This window comes from Tateyamaria omphalii (assembly GCF_001969365.1).
GTDB classification, from domain to species: Bacteria; Pseudomonadota; Alphaproteobacteria; order Rhodobacterales; family Rhodobacteraceae; genus Tateyamaria; species Tateyamaria omphalii_A.
Genome location: NZ_CP019312.1, coordinates 2911676 through 2925923 on the forward strand (window position 1 = coordinate 2911676; position 14248 = coordinate 2925923).

Here is a 14248-nt window from a genome sequence, read left to right on the forward strand (position 1 = left end):
CCCTGTTTCAAAGAAACCTACCCCACTGCCCGTCAGGTGGCTATGCCACCGATAGGAAAGGGCCGATTGGCTACAGGCCCGACGCTTATGATGTCAGCGTATCCACCAGCTTGCCTGCGCCAAATCGGAACGGGTCCGTCGCAGGCAGACCCATACGCGCCTCGATCTCTTCCAAACACGCCCGCGCCGCATCTTCATCCAGCGCCTTGGTGTTGACCGAAACGCCCGCGACAAAACAATCCGGGTTCGCCACACGGGCCAAGGGCAGTGCCGTGTCGCGCAGGGTCTCAAGCGACGGCAGACCGTAATGCGGCAGACCGCGCATATGCGTCCGCGTCGGCTCGTGACACAGCACCAGCGCATCGGGCTGCCCGCCATGGATCAGCGCCATGGTCACGCCAGAGTAAGACACGTGAAAGAGGCTGCCCTGCCCCTCGATATGATCCCAGTGATCGTCGTCGTTGTCGGGGGTCAGATACTCGACCGCGCCCGCCATGAAATCCGCGATGACCGCATCCAGCGGCACACCTTTGCCGGTGATCAGGATACCGGTCTGCCCGGTAGCGCGGAAATCCGACTTCATGCCGCGGTCGCGCATCTCGGCATCCATGGACATGGCCGTATACATCTTGCCGCAGGAACAATCTGTGCCGATGGCCAGCACCCGCTTGCCGCTGCGCCTCTTCCCGTTGGCGATGGGGTACGCAATGGTCGGCACCCGCACATCATGCAATGTGCCACCGTTCACCTTGGCCGCCGATTGCAGCTCATTCTCATCGCGTAGCAGGTTGTGCAGCCCGGCCGCCAGATCATAGCCCATCTTCAGGGCCTGCACCAAAACCACCTTCCATTTGTCGGAAATCACACCGCCCCGGTTGGCCACACCGATCACAAGCGTCTTCGCCCCCGCGGCCAGCCCGTCCTCAAGGGTCATGTCGGTCAGGCCCATATCCGCGCCGCAGCCCTCCAGCCGGATCTGGCCCACGGCATTCTCAGGACGCCAATCCTTGATCCCCTGCGCCACCTTGGCCGCCAACTGGTCCGGCGCATCACCCAGAAACAAAAGATACGGTGTTTGAATCATCTGACATCCCCTCGATCGTTGCAGGACAGTTTACGCAAGCACAGCGCAATGGCATCGCGAAATACTCCGGAAACGGCGCGATGTTCGAAGAATTGTGCGCCATCTGATGATCTGGCGAATTTTCTTGCATGCCAAATTCACACCACCACAGAATCTTCACCCAATGCTGCACCTGCAAAATGACCCTTGCAGCCGCAAGCGCAATTTAATACCAGCCAAGACAACCAAAACGAAATTATCTTACCAAAGGTCGCATCATGTCATTCCGCCTTCAACCGACACCCCCGGCCCGCCCCAACCGCTGCCAACTCTTCGGCCCCGGCTCACGCCCCGCGATCTTCGAAAAGATGGCGGGCTCCGCCGCCGACGTCATCAACCTTGATCTCGAAGACAGCGTCGCCCCTTCGGACAAGGACAGCGCCCGCGCCAACGTGATCGAGGCGATCGGCAACATCGACTGGGGCACCAAGACACTCAGCGTGCGCATCAACGGGCTCGACAGCCCCTACTGGTATCGCGACGTGGTGGACCTGCTGGAACAGGCCAGCGACCGGCTCGACCAGATCATGATCCCCAAGGTCGGCAATGCCGCCGACATCTACGCCGTTGACGCCCTCGCGTCCTCCATCGAAGCGGCCAAGGGCCGGACCAAACCCATCGCGTTCGAGGTGATCATCGAATCCGCCGCTGGCATCGCCCACGTGGAAGAGATCGCAGCCGCCTCCCCCCGCCTCGCCGCAATGTCGCTCGGTGCCGCGGACTTCGCCGCCTCCATGGGCATGGCCACCACCGGCATCGGCGGCACGCAAGCCAACTACTACATGCTGCACGAGGGCCAGAAACACTGGTCCGACCCCTGGCACTGGGCCCAGGCTGCCATCGTCGCGGCCTGCCGCACCCACGGCGTGCTGCCGGTCGACGGCCCCTTCGGTGACTTCTCGGATGACGAAGGCTTCCGCGCGCAGGCGCTGCGCTCGGCCACGCTCGGCATGGTCGGCAAATGGGCGATCCATCCCAAACAGGTGGCGCTCGCCAACGACGTCTTCACCCCGTCCGAGGATGCGGTCACGGAAGCCCGCGAAATCCTCGCCGCGATGGAAGAGGCCAAGGCCAACGGCGAAGGCGCGACAGTCTACAAAGGCCGCCTCGTCGACATCGCCTCGATCAAGCAGGCGGAAGTGATCGTGCGACAGTCGGAAATGATCGCCAGCGCCTGACAGCCAAACACCCTGAGCGCGCCGCCGCCGGCACGCTCAGGGCATATCCAGACTGTAGCCGCGCCGACGCAAACCGCGTATTCAAAACGCAGTAAGCGACAAAAGGCGCACCCAACATGATCGGCTACACGATTGTCGGCACCAAGGACCTGACCCGGGCCAAGGCCTTCTACGCCCCCCTCTTCAAACATATGGGAATGCCCCTCTGCTTTGAGGACGCGCAAGTCGCGTCCTGGGGCAAAAGAGACGACGAGACGATGCCGCGCTTCTTCGTCTGCTACCCGTTCGATGACCAGCCCGCCACGGTGGGCAACGGCACCATGACGGCGTTCCGGCTCAAAACCGCATCCGACGTCGACACGCTTCACGACCTCGCCATGCAGGGCGGTGGCACGGACGAAGGCAAACCCGGCTTCCGGCCCGAAGCCTATGGCGACGAATTCTATGTGGCCTACGTGCGCGATCCCGATGGCAACAAACTCGCCTTCGCCTGCTACGATGGCAAAGCCAACCCGTAGCCCCGCTCGACATCAGGGATGGCGGGTGGGGTGTCTTTGGCGCAGGCCAAAGCACGTCACCCCGACATCGCTAATCCGGCCAGACCTTGCGCCCATCAACGCCGGTCTCTTCGATCAGACCCAGCCGCTTGGCCTCAAAGTAATACCCGCGCGCATACCACATCACGGCCGCGTCCATGTCGCCGCCCGACACCAACCAGGCCCCCCGCAGATACCGCACCGCGTATTTCAGGTTGGTCTCCGCATCCAGCAAATCACTGGGCTGACCGCGAAATCCCATGCTGCGCGCCGTCGCAGGCAGAATTTGCATCAGTCCGTAATACGGCCCGTTCCGCGCGGACGGACGGTGCGTGCTTTCGCGAATGACAACGCGCTGCACCAGCGCCACGGGCACATCGTTCTCTGCCGCTGCCGCTTCGATCTGTGCGCGCAATTCGGGCGTCTCGTTGGGATAAAGCGGCACGGCAGACACCGGCGGCGCCTCGGGCTCGGGCGCGGAACAGGCCGCCAGCAGGGTAAGGACGAGGATCAAAAGGACGTGTTTCATAAGCTCTCCCCTACCGCCCCGTCCGGACGAAATCCACGCACACAGACGTGATTGGGCAAGGGTCCGCCCACGTGCTTCCCTATCAGTCATACAGACCGCCGGAGACCGACAATGCGCCTGCCCCTCGCCACGCTTGCCCTGTTCCTGACAACCGTTCTGGCCCAAGCGGACATGGCCCCACGCGACGGCTGGTCCGTCACCCCGACATCCAAAAGTTACGACCAGTTGATCGCCGATGTGAAGACAGCGGCCAAGGCCAACAAGATGGGCGTAGTCACCCAGGCCGGACCGACAGGCGCCGCCAAGGCGCGGGGCATTGCGATCCCCGGCAACCGGGTGATCGGCCTGTTCAACAATGTCTACGCGGTCAATGTGCTGAACCTGTCAACCGCCGCCATGATCGAGGCGCCGGTGCGGGTCTACGTCACCGAAAACACCGACGGCACGGCAACGCTCAGCTACAAGCTGCCCTCGACAGTCTTTGCACCTTACGTGCCCGAGGCGGGCGCGGATCTGGCCACACTGGCAGCAGAGCTCGACACCATTTTCGCCGCCATTGCGGAAACAGCTGTAAAATAAGCTAAAAAACGTAACGATTTCATCTGGATCCACAGGTCCAGCTTGTGACTTTCTTCAACAGTTCGGGCCTAGATGGCAGCGTAGTTGAAGGGAAATGGTATGGCATTCGTTGATGCAACGGTCCTCTTGGACTTCGTAAGCTCGCTTGCGGTCCTCGGGCTTCTGGTGCTGAGCTTCAGTGCGCTGGCACCGGCGCTGCGCAGCGGATGGTATGTCGCACCGGTGCTTGGGGTGTTCTTTGGTCTGGTCGTCGGGCTGCAGATGTCGATGCCGCTCAGCCCGACTGACGGTGTGATCGTCGATATGCGCCAGGTGCCCATCGTACTGGCCGGGGCGTTTCTGGGTCTTCGGGGGCTCGCGGTCTGCCTATGCATCGCGATTGCCATGCGCGTCTCTATCGGTGGTGTCGGGATGCCCGCCGGCGTCATCGGCATGTTGCTTGCGGGTGGGGCGGGATACGCGTGGGGGCTCATGCGCCACAGGCTGCCGCTACACGACATCGGCAAGCTGATCATTCTGGGCCTCGCAATGAATCTGCACATGCTGTCGGCATTCGTCGCACCGACGGACATCATGCGCTGGTACTTTTCCGAAGCGGCGCCGACGATCTTCCTGCTCAACCTGTTCAGTGTCCCCGCCATGGGCTGCCTGCTCCTGCGCGAGGAAACCCTCGCCGAACGGGCCGCTTTCCTGTCCGCATCGGCCAAGGTCGATCCGGTCACACGGCTGCTGTCCGCCCCCGCATTCGCGCAAGAGGTCGCGCATTTCCACGCCTCACAAGAGGATCGGCGCATTGCCGGGATTATCGCTGTGACGCTGAAAACATCTAGCTGGCTCAGGCGGACATGGGGCGACGGGTCTGTGGCACAGGCGCTTGGCGTGTTACGGCTGCGCACCGGCGCGACGTTGGGCGATCAACGGCCCCTCGGGATCGACGCCCGGCAACGGATCCTCATCCCCGTCACAGAAACCGAGATGCGCGACCTGCGCCCGTTGCGCCACGCACTGCGCCGCTGCGCGTCCGCAACGCCGCTGACGGTCGATGACACCATCCAGGTCCCGCTTGCCGTGCTCATTGAAAATTACGCCCTGCGCCACCCCAACGCGCCAGACGAAACGACCAAGGATATCCAGCGCGCAAGCGCGACACGCGACGCGGGCCACAAACGCAAGGCCACCGCACAGCAAAACACGCATCGACCAACCGACGCGCCCATGCCCAAAGGGCTATGCCACAGCACCTACCATCGCCTGTTCCATGAAACCGACATGCACATGCGGCGGGCGCTCAAACGGCCTTAGGCGCGTTCATCCTTGGGCGACCCGATCACGACGTAGGACGTGATGCCATTCACCTGCGGCAGCGCCCCCAACATGTCCGTGTGAAACGTCTTGTAGCTGGCCAGATCTGCGCATTCGACGCGCAACAGATACTCGATGGTGCCTGTGGTGTTGTGGCATTCCCGCACCTCTGGCGCACGCGAAATGGCCCGCTCGAACGCTTCCTGGCTGGCCTTCGAATGATCGTTCAGACCGACGCCGATATAGGCCACGAACCCGACACCCAGCCGCGTACGGTCCAGAACCGCGCGATAGCCCGTGATCACACCCGACCGCTCAAGCTCCTGGACCCGCCGCAAACAGGCCGACGGGGACAGACCAACCCGGTCCGCCAACTCGATATTGCTGATCCGACCGTCCCGGCCAAGCTCACGCAATATCTCTTCGTTTATGTCATCAAACTTCGCCATTCATTGCATTTTTTTGCGCAGTTTAAGGCAAATCACAACCCGTCACCCCATCCAATACGTCATTCATTGCGTATGACGCTCGACCTTATCACCGCCCTCGCCGCCTTTGCCTTTGTCAGCTCGATCACACCGGGGCCGAACAACCTGATGCTCATGGCCTCGGGCGCCAACTTCGGCTTCCGGCGCACCATCCCGCACATGCTGGGCGTGGGCCTCGGCTTTGTGTTCATGGTCCTGCTGGTCGGCGCGGGTCTGGTCCAGGTGTTCGACGCCTACCCGATCAGCCACACGATCCTCAAAATCGGCTCGGTCGCCTACCTGCTCTACCTCGCCTGCAAAATCGCCACCGCCGCGCCGATCCGCGACGGCGCAGGCACCGGCACGCCCATGACCTTCCTGCAAGCGGCGGCGTTCCAGTGGGTGAACCCCAAGGCCTGGACCATGGCGCTGACCGCCGTCACCGTCTACACACCCGACACCACGCTCTGGGCGATTGCTGCTGTAGCCATCGTCTTCGGCGCCATCAACCTGCCCGCGGTCAGCTCGTGGACACTGCTGGGCCAGCAAATGGCCCGCGTCCTCACCAACCCGGCACGGCTGACGGCCTTCAACTGGACCATGGCGGCCCTCCTGGTCGCCTCGCTCTACCCCGTCCTCTTCCCCTGACATTGCAAAAGGTGCATCCTGCGGCCATATAGCCGAAAAACCGGACCGAGGACGCAGGCGTGACGCAATATCTGGAATTCGAAAAACCCCTGGCCGACATCGAGGGCAAGGCAGAAGAACTGCGGGCCCTCGCGCGCCAAAGCGACGAGATGGACATCACCGAAGAGGCATCCGCCCTCGACGCCAAGGCCACCCAACTGCTCGAAGACCTGTATGCCGACCTCACGCCATGGCGCAAATGCCAGGTGGCGCGGCACCCGGACCGGCCGCACTGCGTGGACTACATTGACGCGCTCTTTTCCGAATACACCCCGCTCGCGGGCGACCGGAACTTCGCCGACGACCACGCCGTCATGGGCGGGCTCGCGCGGTTCAATGACAAGCCCGTGGTGATCATCGGCCACGAAAAGGGCAACGACACCAAATCGCGGATCGAACGCAATTTCGGCATGGCCCGGCCCGAAGGGTATCGCAAGGCCATCCGCCTCATGGACATGGCCGACCGGTTCAACCTGCCGGTGATCACACTGGTCGACACGCCCGGCGCCTATCCCGGCAAAGGGGCCGAAGAACGCGGCCAGTCCGAGGCGATCGCCCGGTCCACCGAAAAATGCCTGCAAATCGGCGTCCCGCTGGTATCCGTCGTCATCGGCGAAGGGGGCTCCGGCGGCGCCGTCGCCTTTGCCACCGCGAACAAGCTCGCGATGCTCGAACACGCGGTCTATTCGGTGATCAGCCCCGAAGGCTGCGCCTCGATCCTCTGGAAAGACGCGGAAAAGATGCGCGAAGCGGCCGAGGCGCTGCGGCTGACGGCGCAGGACCTCAAGCAACTTGGCGTGACAGACCGAATCATTCCCGAAATGGTCGGCGGCGCCCACCGGCACCGCGACGCGACCATCACGTCCGTCGGCAACGCGATCACTGCCATGCTGGCCGAGCTGGACGGCAAGACGCGCACCGATCTGATCGAAGATCGCAGGCGGAAATTCCTTGGCCTGGGCAACACGGGGCTCGCGGCCTGATCAGCCGGCCCGCACATGCGCGTCGCCTTGGTCCAGGATCCGGCCCGGCAGTTCCACACGTATTTCGGTCCCCGAACCGTCCGTCGGCCGCTCCACGGAAAAGGCGCCGCCCCGCGCCTTGAGCAACCGCATGACACCCGGCAATCCGTAGCCACCTTCGGACGGAATGTCGCCCGCAGGCGTGTCGGCATCAAACTCAAACCCGCACCCGTGATCGCGGACAGACAGCGCCAGACGCCGCGCGTTGACATGCGTCACGGCCACATCGACACGCACGGCGTCATCACCGGAATGTTTCAACGCATTGTCGATCAGATTGCGCAGGATGATCTGCACAGCGGTGACATCGGCCTCCACCATGGTCCTTGGATACGACACCGAATGCCTGCGCAACGGATCCAGCAGGACAACAATGTCGTCGCACAACGCGCCAAGATCGACGGGGCGCAAGGCGGCCGGCTCAGACTTCGCCATGACCTGCGACATCGTTTCGGAAATGATGACCAGCGACTTGTCGGCCAGATCGTCGATCATGTCGATCAGTTCACGTTTGCCATCCCCGTGATCCACGAACTCATGGCGCATCAGATAGGCGAGCGATTTCAGATTGCTGATCGGGCTGCGCAGATCATGCGCGGCCAGACACACCAGCTCCTCCACCTCGCGCGTCGCCGCGGCGGTCATCGCGTCTTGATGCAACAGGGCGCGTTCGGCGGAAATGTCATGCGAGGTGCCGACCATGCGCATCAGCGTGCCCTCCTCATCGCGCGACGCAACCAGACAGGTGCGGAACCACATAATCCTTTCGCCCAGCGGCAGACCGGTCTCGAACTCGGCCGTCTCGCCAGCACGCCACGCCTTTAACTGCTGGCGATACACGGCATAGGCGGCGCGGCCTTTCAAAACCTCATGCACCGGTTTTCCCGCGATATCAGACATCGTCATCCCCAACAGGGTGCAGCCGAACCTGTTCATGAAATCGAAAATGGGACGATCATCCTTGTCCCCGACCAGCACGAAAACCGGCGTGTCCACCATATCGTAGATCGAATAGTCCAAGCGTCTCACATCCTGCATCCGTTGCGTGTCATGGTTGACTAACACGCAGGCGCTACGAAACGCTTAAAGTCAGCTGGCCAACATCCGCAGGCCCTGCGTCACGTCCGACCGCACCGCCAGACGCAGGCTCGGCTCGTCTCCGGCCCGCAGGGCCGCGATGATCAGACGGTGATAGCGCGGCGGCTCCGTCCGGCGCAGGCGACCATAAAGCGCGCGCATGGTCGGCCCCATCTGCAGCCAAACGGTTTCCGCCATCGCCAGCATCGCCGGAGCCTGCGCGCGCAGATACAGCGTGCGGTGAAACTCAAGGTTCGTCCGGATATAGCTGACCGCATCGCGGTGCGCGACGGCCTCGGCCACCGAACTGTTGATGGACTGCAACCGCTCGATCAGCGCCAGGTGCGCGCGGGGCAGTGCGCGCGTCGCCAGCTCAACCTCGATCAAGGCGCGCAGCGCGGCCAGCTCTTCAATCCGCTCGTTGGACAGCTCCGGTGTGGACACCCGCCCCGATTGTGACAGGGTCAATGCCCCTTCCGCCACCAACCGCCGCACAGCCTCGCGCGCAGGGGTCATGGACACGTCATATTGCTTGCCGATCCCGCGCAGCGTCAGCGCCTGACCCGGCGACATGTCGCCATGCATGATGCGGGTGCGCAACCGGCGATACACGCGGTCATGCGCGGCAGAGGCGGTGTCACGGGTGCGCGGGGCTTGGCTCATGTGCTTTTGTGATCACAAGCGTGCCCGAGGGTCAATCACCAAAGCGAAAGCGGTGCAGCGCATTGCCCTCGGTGCGCAGCCACCGCCGCTCCGCGTCATAAGGGCCATAGAGACGGGTCACCTCGGCCCAGAAGGCGGGCGAATGGTTCATCTGCGCCAAATGCGCCACCTCATGCGCGGCGACATAGCGCAGCACTTCGGGCGGGGCGAGGATCAGGCGCCACGAGAACATCAACCGCCCCGCAGACGAACACGACCCCCAGCGCGACCGGGTGTCGCGCAGGCTCAGGCCGGAATAGGAACGGCCCAACCGGGCGGCATAGTCGTCGCAGGCCGCCGCCAGCACGTCACGCGCGCGGGCCTTCAGAAATCCTTGCAGGCGGCGGCCCACCGCATCGGGCTGGCCCGGCACCGCCAACGCCTCTTCGCCCAGGCGCACCGCACGCCCCGATCCCGCAATCACGGTCCGGTCACGCCCCTCAACCGGCAGGACCACACCGTAGCCCACGCGCACATCCTCGACCCGCGCGGCCAGATGCTTGCGAATCCACGGCTCTTTCTGCCGGGCAAACGCCAGCGCCTCGCGCTCGGCCACATGGGTGGGCAGGGTCAGGGTCACACGCCCATCCAGCGACGAAATGCGCAGCGTGATGCGCCGCGCCCGGGCCGACCGGCGCAACATCAAAATGATATCGGGCTGCCCTTGAAGGACGCGTTCGGCCATCCCATCTCCCCATCCCGGGCCACAGCCCGACCATAAGGCTTTGACTCCGTCCCGACCTTATGGCACTTGCCCAGAATCGCCGCAACACGAGGCACGCCCGCGCACGCATTCATTGCATTGGTTCCGGGCCACGCGCAGACAAGAGGATGACATATGCCAAAGGAAGAATGGGGCACAAAACGGCTGTGTCCGACGACCGGAAAACGGTTCTACGACATGAACCGCACACCCATCATCAGCCCGTATACCGGTGACATGGTCGAGGTCGACAGCACCAAGACGCGGATGATCGCCGCCGACGCCGAAGATGCCGTCACAGCCAAAAGCAAGGCCAAGGCATCGGCGGATGAAGAGGATCAGGTGCTCGACGATGACGACGTCGAGGTTGAGCTGGACGACGATCTGCTGGACGACGATGACGACGACGATGACAACGTGTCGCTCGACGAATTGGCCGACGTCGCAGCCGAAGACGACGACGCGTAAAACGCCTGTCTGGCGGGGTCTTTTTCGCTTGATCCCGCCCGGCAAAGCGCCTAATCAGCGGCGCACGGCCCGTCAGGGTCCACCAAGGATGGGGCATTAGCTCAGCTGGGAGAGCGCCTGCATGGCATGCAGGAGGTCAGCGGTTCGATCCCGCTATGCTCCACCATCCCAAACAGGTTTGCGCAGCAAAACAAATGATCCGGGGGATCTTTTGTAAGTTGGGGATGCCAAGCAGCTAAGCTGCGCGGCAGGGGTCATCATCAGCAGACCAAACACTTCAAATCTGCCCGACCAACCAAAACGAAAAACGGCGCCCGCAGGCGCCGTCCTTCTCCAAATCCACCCCCGGGGCTCCGCCCGCAAGGGCTACAAACGCTCCACCGGAGCGTTTGCCGCGCCGCAGGCGCGGACTAGCCCTTGCCCTTCCACGGCACCAGCAGCTTCTCGGCATAGCGCATCAGCATATCAATGCCGAACCCGATCACCCCGATCAGGATGATCCCCATGATCACGATGTCCGTGTTCTGAAACTTCGAGGCGACCATGATCATCATGCCGGCCCCCTGCTCGGCCGCCACAAGCTCGGCCGCCACAACCGTGCCCCAACAGACCCCCATGGCCACACGGGCCCCGGTGAATATCTCGGGCAACGAGTTGGGAACGATGACGTGCCGCATGATCTGCGCCTTCGACGCACCCAAACTATACGCCGCATGAACCTTGGAAATCTTCACACCGCTCACACCAGATCGGGCCGCAATCGCCATAATCCACAACGCGGCCAGGAACAGCAGGATGATCTTGCCGGTCTCACCAATCCCCGCCCAGATGATGACAAGCGGGATCAGGGCCAAAGGCGGCACCGGGCGCATGAACTCCACGATAGGGTCAAACCACCCCCGGAACCAGTTCGACAGACCCATGGCATAGCCCAGCGGAATGCCCACCAGCGCACCAAAGAAAAACCCGACCACAACCCGGAACAGGGAATAGCCCAGATGCTCCCACAGGGTGGACCCACGGAAACCGGCGCTGGCAATCTCACCAATGCGCTGCACCACCGCCTCGGGCGACGGCAACCAGATGGGCTCCATCTGCCAGCCCTTGGCCGGGATGATGTTTGGCGTGCCCTTGTCGGAAATGGTCACGGTGCCAAATCCAACATCGACACTGTCGCCGGGTTGGACGGACGTGCCGTTGATCTCGGTCACTGCGGCACCTTCGTCACGACCCAACTCATCGTTCCGGTCCACGCGCAACAGGCCCGACCGCCACATGCCGATGGCAATGCTGTCGTCCTTTGCCCAGCCCTCGCCGGGTGCCACCTCGGGCGCATCGGCGTCTTCGTCGATGGGGTGCACCAACACCGTCACGGTCGCGCTGTCACTCTGATCGCCCGTGGACACGGTGTATTCAAAGCTGCCCGTGCCCATGAAGGGGCCAGGCGCATGCAGGAACTTCGGCAACAGCGACGATCCGGTGAACATCCCCCACAGCAGGAAAATGGTCAGAATGGAAATGACCGACGCGGCCCGGTTCGGCGTCACCGCACTTTCATCGCCAAAGGTCACAGTCTTGAGCGAGCCGTAATCCGAAATGGCCGTGCGTTGCGCAATCTTGGTCACAAGGAAAAACGCGACCACAAAGATACCAACGTAAATCAGAAAGGGGATCATGCGTCTTCTCCTTCGGTGCGACCCATAATCTCTTCTTCCATGTCCCAGATCATGCCGAGGATCTCTTCGCGCTTGATCGCGAATTCAGGGTGCTTCTTGACCTCACGCAGGTCCTGACCCACGCCCAACTCGGCAAAGGGAAGACGGTATTCGGTGTGAATGCGGCCGGGGCGCGGGGCCATGACCAGCAGGCGTTCACCCAACAGCAGGGCCTCTTCAACCGAGTGGGTGATCAGGATGATGGTCTTGCCCGTCTCTTTCCACAGCTTCAGGACAAGGGACTGCATCTTTTCGCGGGTCAGCGCATCCAGCGCGCCCAGCGGTTCATCCATCAGGATCACATCGGGGTCATTGGCCAGACAGCGGGCCAGGGCCACACGCTGCTGCATGCCACCCGAAAGCTCGTAAACCGCCTTTTCCTTAAAGTCCTGCAGGCCGACAACGTCGAGCAGATGGTTGACGATACCATCCTTGTCCTTCTTGGGCATGCCCTTCATCGACGGGCCAAAGGCCACGTTTTCACGCACGCTCATCCACTCGAACAGCGCGCCCTGCTGAAACACCATGCCGCGTTCGGCATCGGGGCCTTCCACCCGGTGGCCGTTCAGCTCAAGCACACCCGATGTCGGGGCCAGAAACCCCGCGACGATGTTCAAAAGCGTGGTCTTGCCACAGCCCGACGGGCCAAGGACAGACATCAACTCGCCCGCCTTCAGGTCAAGCGACACGTCTTGCAGCGCCTGAACATGCCCGCCATTGGGCAGGTCAAAACGCATGGAAAGGTTCTGGATGGATAATCCGGACATAAGGTTCCCACCTGTGGCTTGCGCGACATGCCGCGCGGGCTCGGGCAGGTTCGTCCCTGCCTCGATTTGAAAAGGCCCGCGCGAGTGTCGCGCGGGCCCGTTGGCTTATTGTGTGGCGGCCAGTGGGCCGGTGTTGACCGTGCCGTCATAGCTGTCGAGCGCCGCGTCGATCGACCCGGAGTCGACGAACACGTCCGCAACACCCTTCATAAAGCTGGCGGCGGTGCCACCCAGCCATGCGTCGCTCAGCTGCTCTTCGACCGACGGGAACACGAAACCTGCCAGCGTCTCGGCGGTTGCGTCCTCGTCCATACCCGCGTCCTTGGCGATCACAGGCAGCATCTCGGCTGTGTTCTCACCGCTGTTCCACATGGCGTTGGCTTCGGCTGTGACGGCCAGGAACTGGCTCAGCAACTCGCCTTCTTCGGCGATAAAGCTGGCGGGCGCGGTCGTGGCGTCAAACACCAGGATGCCCAGCGCCTGCTTTTCGTCACCGGTCAGCAGCACGTTGCCGCTTTCCTTCATGCGGCGCAGCGCACCGCCCCAACCACAGGCCATGTCGACAGACCCTTGCGCCAGCGCCGCAGCGCCCTCGGCAGGGGCCATGTCAACAACGTCCAGGCTCGCCAGGTCCACACCAAAGTGGTTCATCTGGCTCAGGAAGCCGTAATGCGCCGCGGTGCCCAGTGGCACGGCGACTTTCTTGCCTGCCAATTCACCAGCAGAGTCCTTGTCGATCTCCAGGGCCGACGCAACAACGCAGTTGTCGTTCTCGGAATAGCTCACAGCCACGTCCACGATCTGGATGTCCTGCCCGGCAGAGGCGGCAACCACGAAGGGCGGCACACCCTGCGATACCGAAATCTGCACGTCACCCGACGCCATGGCGGCGGACATCGCAGTCCCGGTGTCAAAGCTCACCCAGTTGATCTTGGTCCCGCCCATGGCCTCTTCATACATGCCGGTCTCTTTGGCGAACTGGAACGGCATCGGCCACTCCAGGAAATAGGCAACGGTGATCTCACCGCCATGGCCCGCTGCAACAGCACCTTGTGCGCCGGCCAGCATGGCGGTGGCGGCAACGGCGCCCATCAGCTTGGTCTTGAATGTCATATCGTAACTCCCGTGTTTTTCGCGGACAGTGGAGCCCGCGTCTGGATCGTTTCGGGCGGTGGTCCGCCTCTGTCGCACGCGACCTGTCGCGGCGCTGGCGTGATCCGAAACGATAATCCTGCGCGGATCAACGTAAAATCGGGGCACATGGCGCAATTTTGTGCAGGTGAATTCAGCCTTTGAGATTCCCAAATTTCCCGCAGAGCCATGAAAACAAGGGGTTTTCGCCAAGCCCGCAAGGACCATCCGCACCCGGACACATGCAACTGGCTTTACTTGT

16 protein-coding genes and 1 tRNA gene are annotated in these 14248 nt (G+C 62.6%); 8 read left to right on the forward strand and 9 right to left on the reverse strand.

Annotated features, from left to right (window positions below; translation table 11 throughout):
* Window positions 1–85 precede the first annotated feature (85 nt).
* Window positions 86–1084, reverse strand: coding sequence for an N-acetyltransferase DgcN (dgcN, locus tag BWR18_RS14560; RefSeq protein WP_076629187.1), 999 nt, complete (start codon window positions 1082–1084; stop codon window positions 86–88).
* A gap of 257 nt (window positions 1085–1341) precedes the next feature.
* Here dgcN and BWR18_RS14565 point away from each other — a divergent pair, with 257 nt between their 5' ends.
* Together BWR18_RS14565 and BWR18_RS14570 are read left to right on the forward strand one after the other, a co-directional pair.
* On the forward strand, window positions 1342–2301 hold the full coding sequence (locus BWR18_RS14565; RefSeq protein ID WP_076629188.1) for an L-malyl-CoA/beta-methylmalyl-CoA lyase: 960 nt from the start codon (window positions 1342–1344) through the stop codon (window positions 2299–2301).
* Between the two features lie 116 nt (window positions 2302–2417).
* Entirely contained in the window at window positions 2418–2819 is a 402-nt protein-coding gene (locus BWR18_RS14570; protein WP_076629189.1) for a VOC family protein, read from the forward strand.
* A 70-nt stretch (window positions 2820–2889) separates the two neighbouring features.
* Here the strand turns inward: BWR18_RS14570 and BWR18_RS14575 are convergent, their stop codons facing one another.
* Entirely contained in the window at window positions 2890–3366 is a 477-nt protein-coding gene (locus BWR18_RS14575) for a lytic transglycosylase domain-containing protein (RefSeq protein WP_076629190.1), read from the reverse strand.
* Window positions 3367–3477: 111 nt separating this feature from the next.
* Here BWR18_RS14575 and BWR18_RS14580 point away from each other — a divergent pair, with 111 nt between their 5' ends.
* Window positions 3478–3945 (forward strand): DUF302 domain-containing protein, encoded by a 468-nt coding sequence (locus BWR18_RS14580; protein WP_076629191.1) that lies wholly within the window; start codon window positions 3478–3480, stop codon window positions 3943–3945.
* Between the two features lie 99 nt (window positions 3946–4044).
* Complete coding sequence (locus BWR18_RS14585) at window positions 4045–5247, forward strand: LytS/YhcK type 5TM receptor domain-containing protein (RefSeq protein ID WP_076629192.1); 1203 nt, start codon at window positions 4045–4047, stop codon at window positions 5245–5247.
* On the opposite strand, the gene BWR18_RS14590 is transcribed toward BWR18_RS14585, so the two are convergent.
* Window positions 5244–5696, reverse strand: a complete 453-nt coding sequence (locus tag BWR18_RS14590) for an Lrp/AsnC family transcriptional regulator (protein WP_076629193.1) — start codon at window positions 5694–5696, stop codon at window positions 5244–5246. The two genes, BWR18_RS14585 and BWR18_RS14590, sit on opposite strands and share 4 nt — an antisense overlap.
* Window positions 5697–5768: 72 nt before the next feature.
* Here BWR18_RS14590 and BWR18_RS14595 point away from each other — a divergent pair, with 72 nt between their 5' ends.
* Together BWR18_RS14595 and BWR18_RS14600 are read left to right on the forward strand one after the other, a co-directional pair.
* Window positions 5769–6362 (forward strand): LysE family translocator, encoded by a 594-nt coding sequence (locus tag BWR18_RS14595; RefSeq protein WP_076629194.1) that lies wholly within the window; start codon window positions 5769–5771, stop codon window positions 6360–6362.
* A 59-nt stretch (window positions 6363–6421) separates the two neighbouring features.
* Complete coding sequence (locus tag BWR18_RS14600) at window positions 6422–7384, forward strand: acetyl-CoA carboxylase carboxyltransferase subunit alpha (protein WP_076629195.1); 963 nt, start codon at window positions 6422–6424, stop codon at window positions 7382–7384.
* Here the strand turns inward: BWR18_RS14600 and BWR18_RS14605 are convergent, their stop codons facing one another.
* The 3 genes from BWR18_RS14605 to BWR18_RS14615 are packed head-to-tail and all read right to left on the reverse strand — an operon-like array spanning window position 7385 to window position 9887.
* A complete protein-coding gene (locus tag BWR18_RS14605; RefSeq protein ID WP_172839393.1) occupies window positions 7385–8452 on the reverse strand; it encodes a PAS domain-containing sensor histidine kinase in 1068 nt (355 codons plus the stop codon). It lies immediately after the preceding gene.
* A gap of 60 nt (window positions 8453–8512) precedes the next feature.
* Entirely contained in the window at window positions 8513–9163 is a 651-nt protein-coding gene (locus BWR18_RS14610; protein WP_076629197.1) for a GntR family transcriptional regulator, read from the reverse strand.
* A 31-nt stretch (window positions 9164–9194) separates the two neighbouring features.
* Window positions 9195–9887 carry a M48 family metallopeptidase gene (locus BWR18_RS14615; RefSeq protein WP_076629198.1) on the reverse strand — a complete coding sequence of 231 codons (693 nt, stop codon included), beginning with the start codon at window positions 9885–9887 and terminating at the stop codon, window positions 9195–9197.
* A 153-nt stretch (window positions 9888–10040) separates the two neighbouring features.
* On the opposite strand from BWR18_RS14615, the gene BWR18_RS14620 reads away from it, so the two are divergent.
* A complete protein-coding gene (locus BWR18_RS14620; RefSeq protein ID WP_076629199.1) occupies window positions 10041–10373 on the forward strand; it encodes a TIGR02300 family protein in 333 nt (110 codons plus the stop codon).
* A gap of 90 nt (window positions 10374–10463) precedes the next feature.
* A tRNA-Ala gene (locus tag BWR18_RS14625) sits at window positions 10464–10539 on the forward strand.
* Window positions 10540–10783: 244 nt separating this feature from the next.
* Here BWR18_RS14625 and BWR18_RS14630 read toward each other — a convergent pair.
* From BWR18_RS14630 to BWR18_RS14640, 3 genes are all read right to left on the reverse strand, one after another.
* Window positions 10784–12049, reverse strand: coding sequence for an ABC transporter permease (locus tag BWR18_RS14630; protein ID WP_076629200.1), 1266 nt, complete (start codon window positions 12047–12049; stop codon window positions 10784–10786).
* Window positions 12046–12855: a taurine ABC transporter ATP-binding protein gene (locus BWR18_RS14635; RefSeq protein WP_076629201.1), complete on the reverse strand. Its 810-nt coding sequence runs from the start codon at window positions 12853–12855 to the stop codon at window positions 12046–12048. The genes BWR18_RS14630 and BWR18_RS14635 overlap by 4 nt, the downstream gene beginning before the upstream one ends.
* A 105-nt stretch (window positions 12856–12960) precedes the next feature.
* The gene (locus tag BWR18_RS14640; RefSeq protein WP_076629202.1) at window positions 12961–13968 is read right to left on the reverse strand and encodes a taurine ABC transporter substrate-binding protein; all 1008 of its coding nucleotides are present in this window, start codon (window positions 13966–13968) and stop codon (window positions 12961–12963) included.
* Between the last annotated feature and the right edge of the window lie 280 nt (window positions 13969–14248).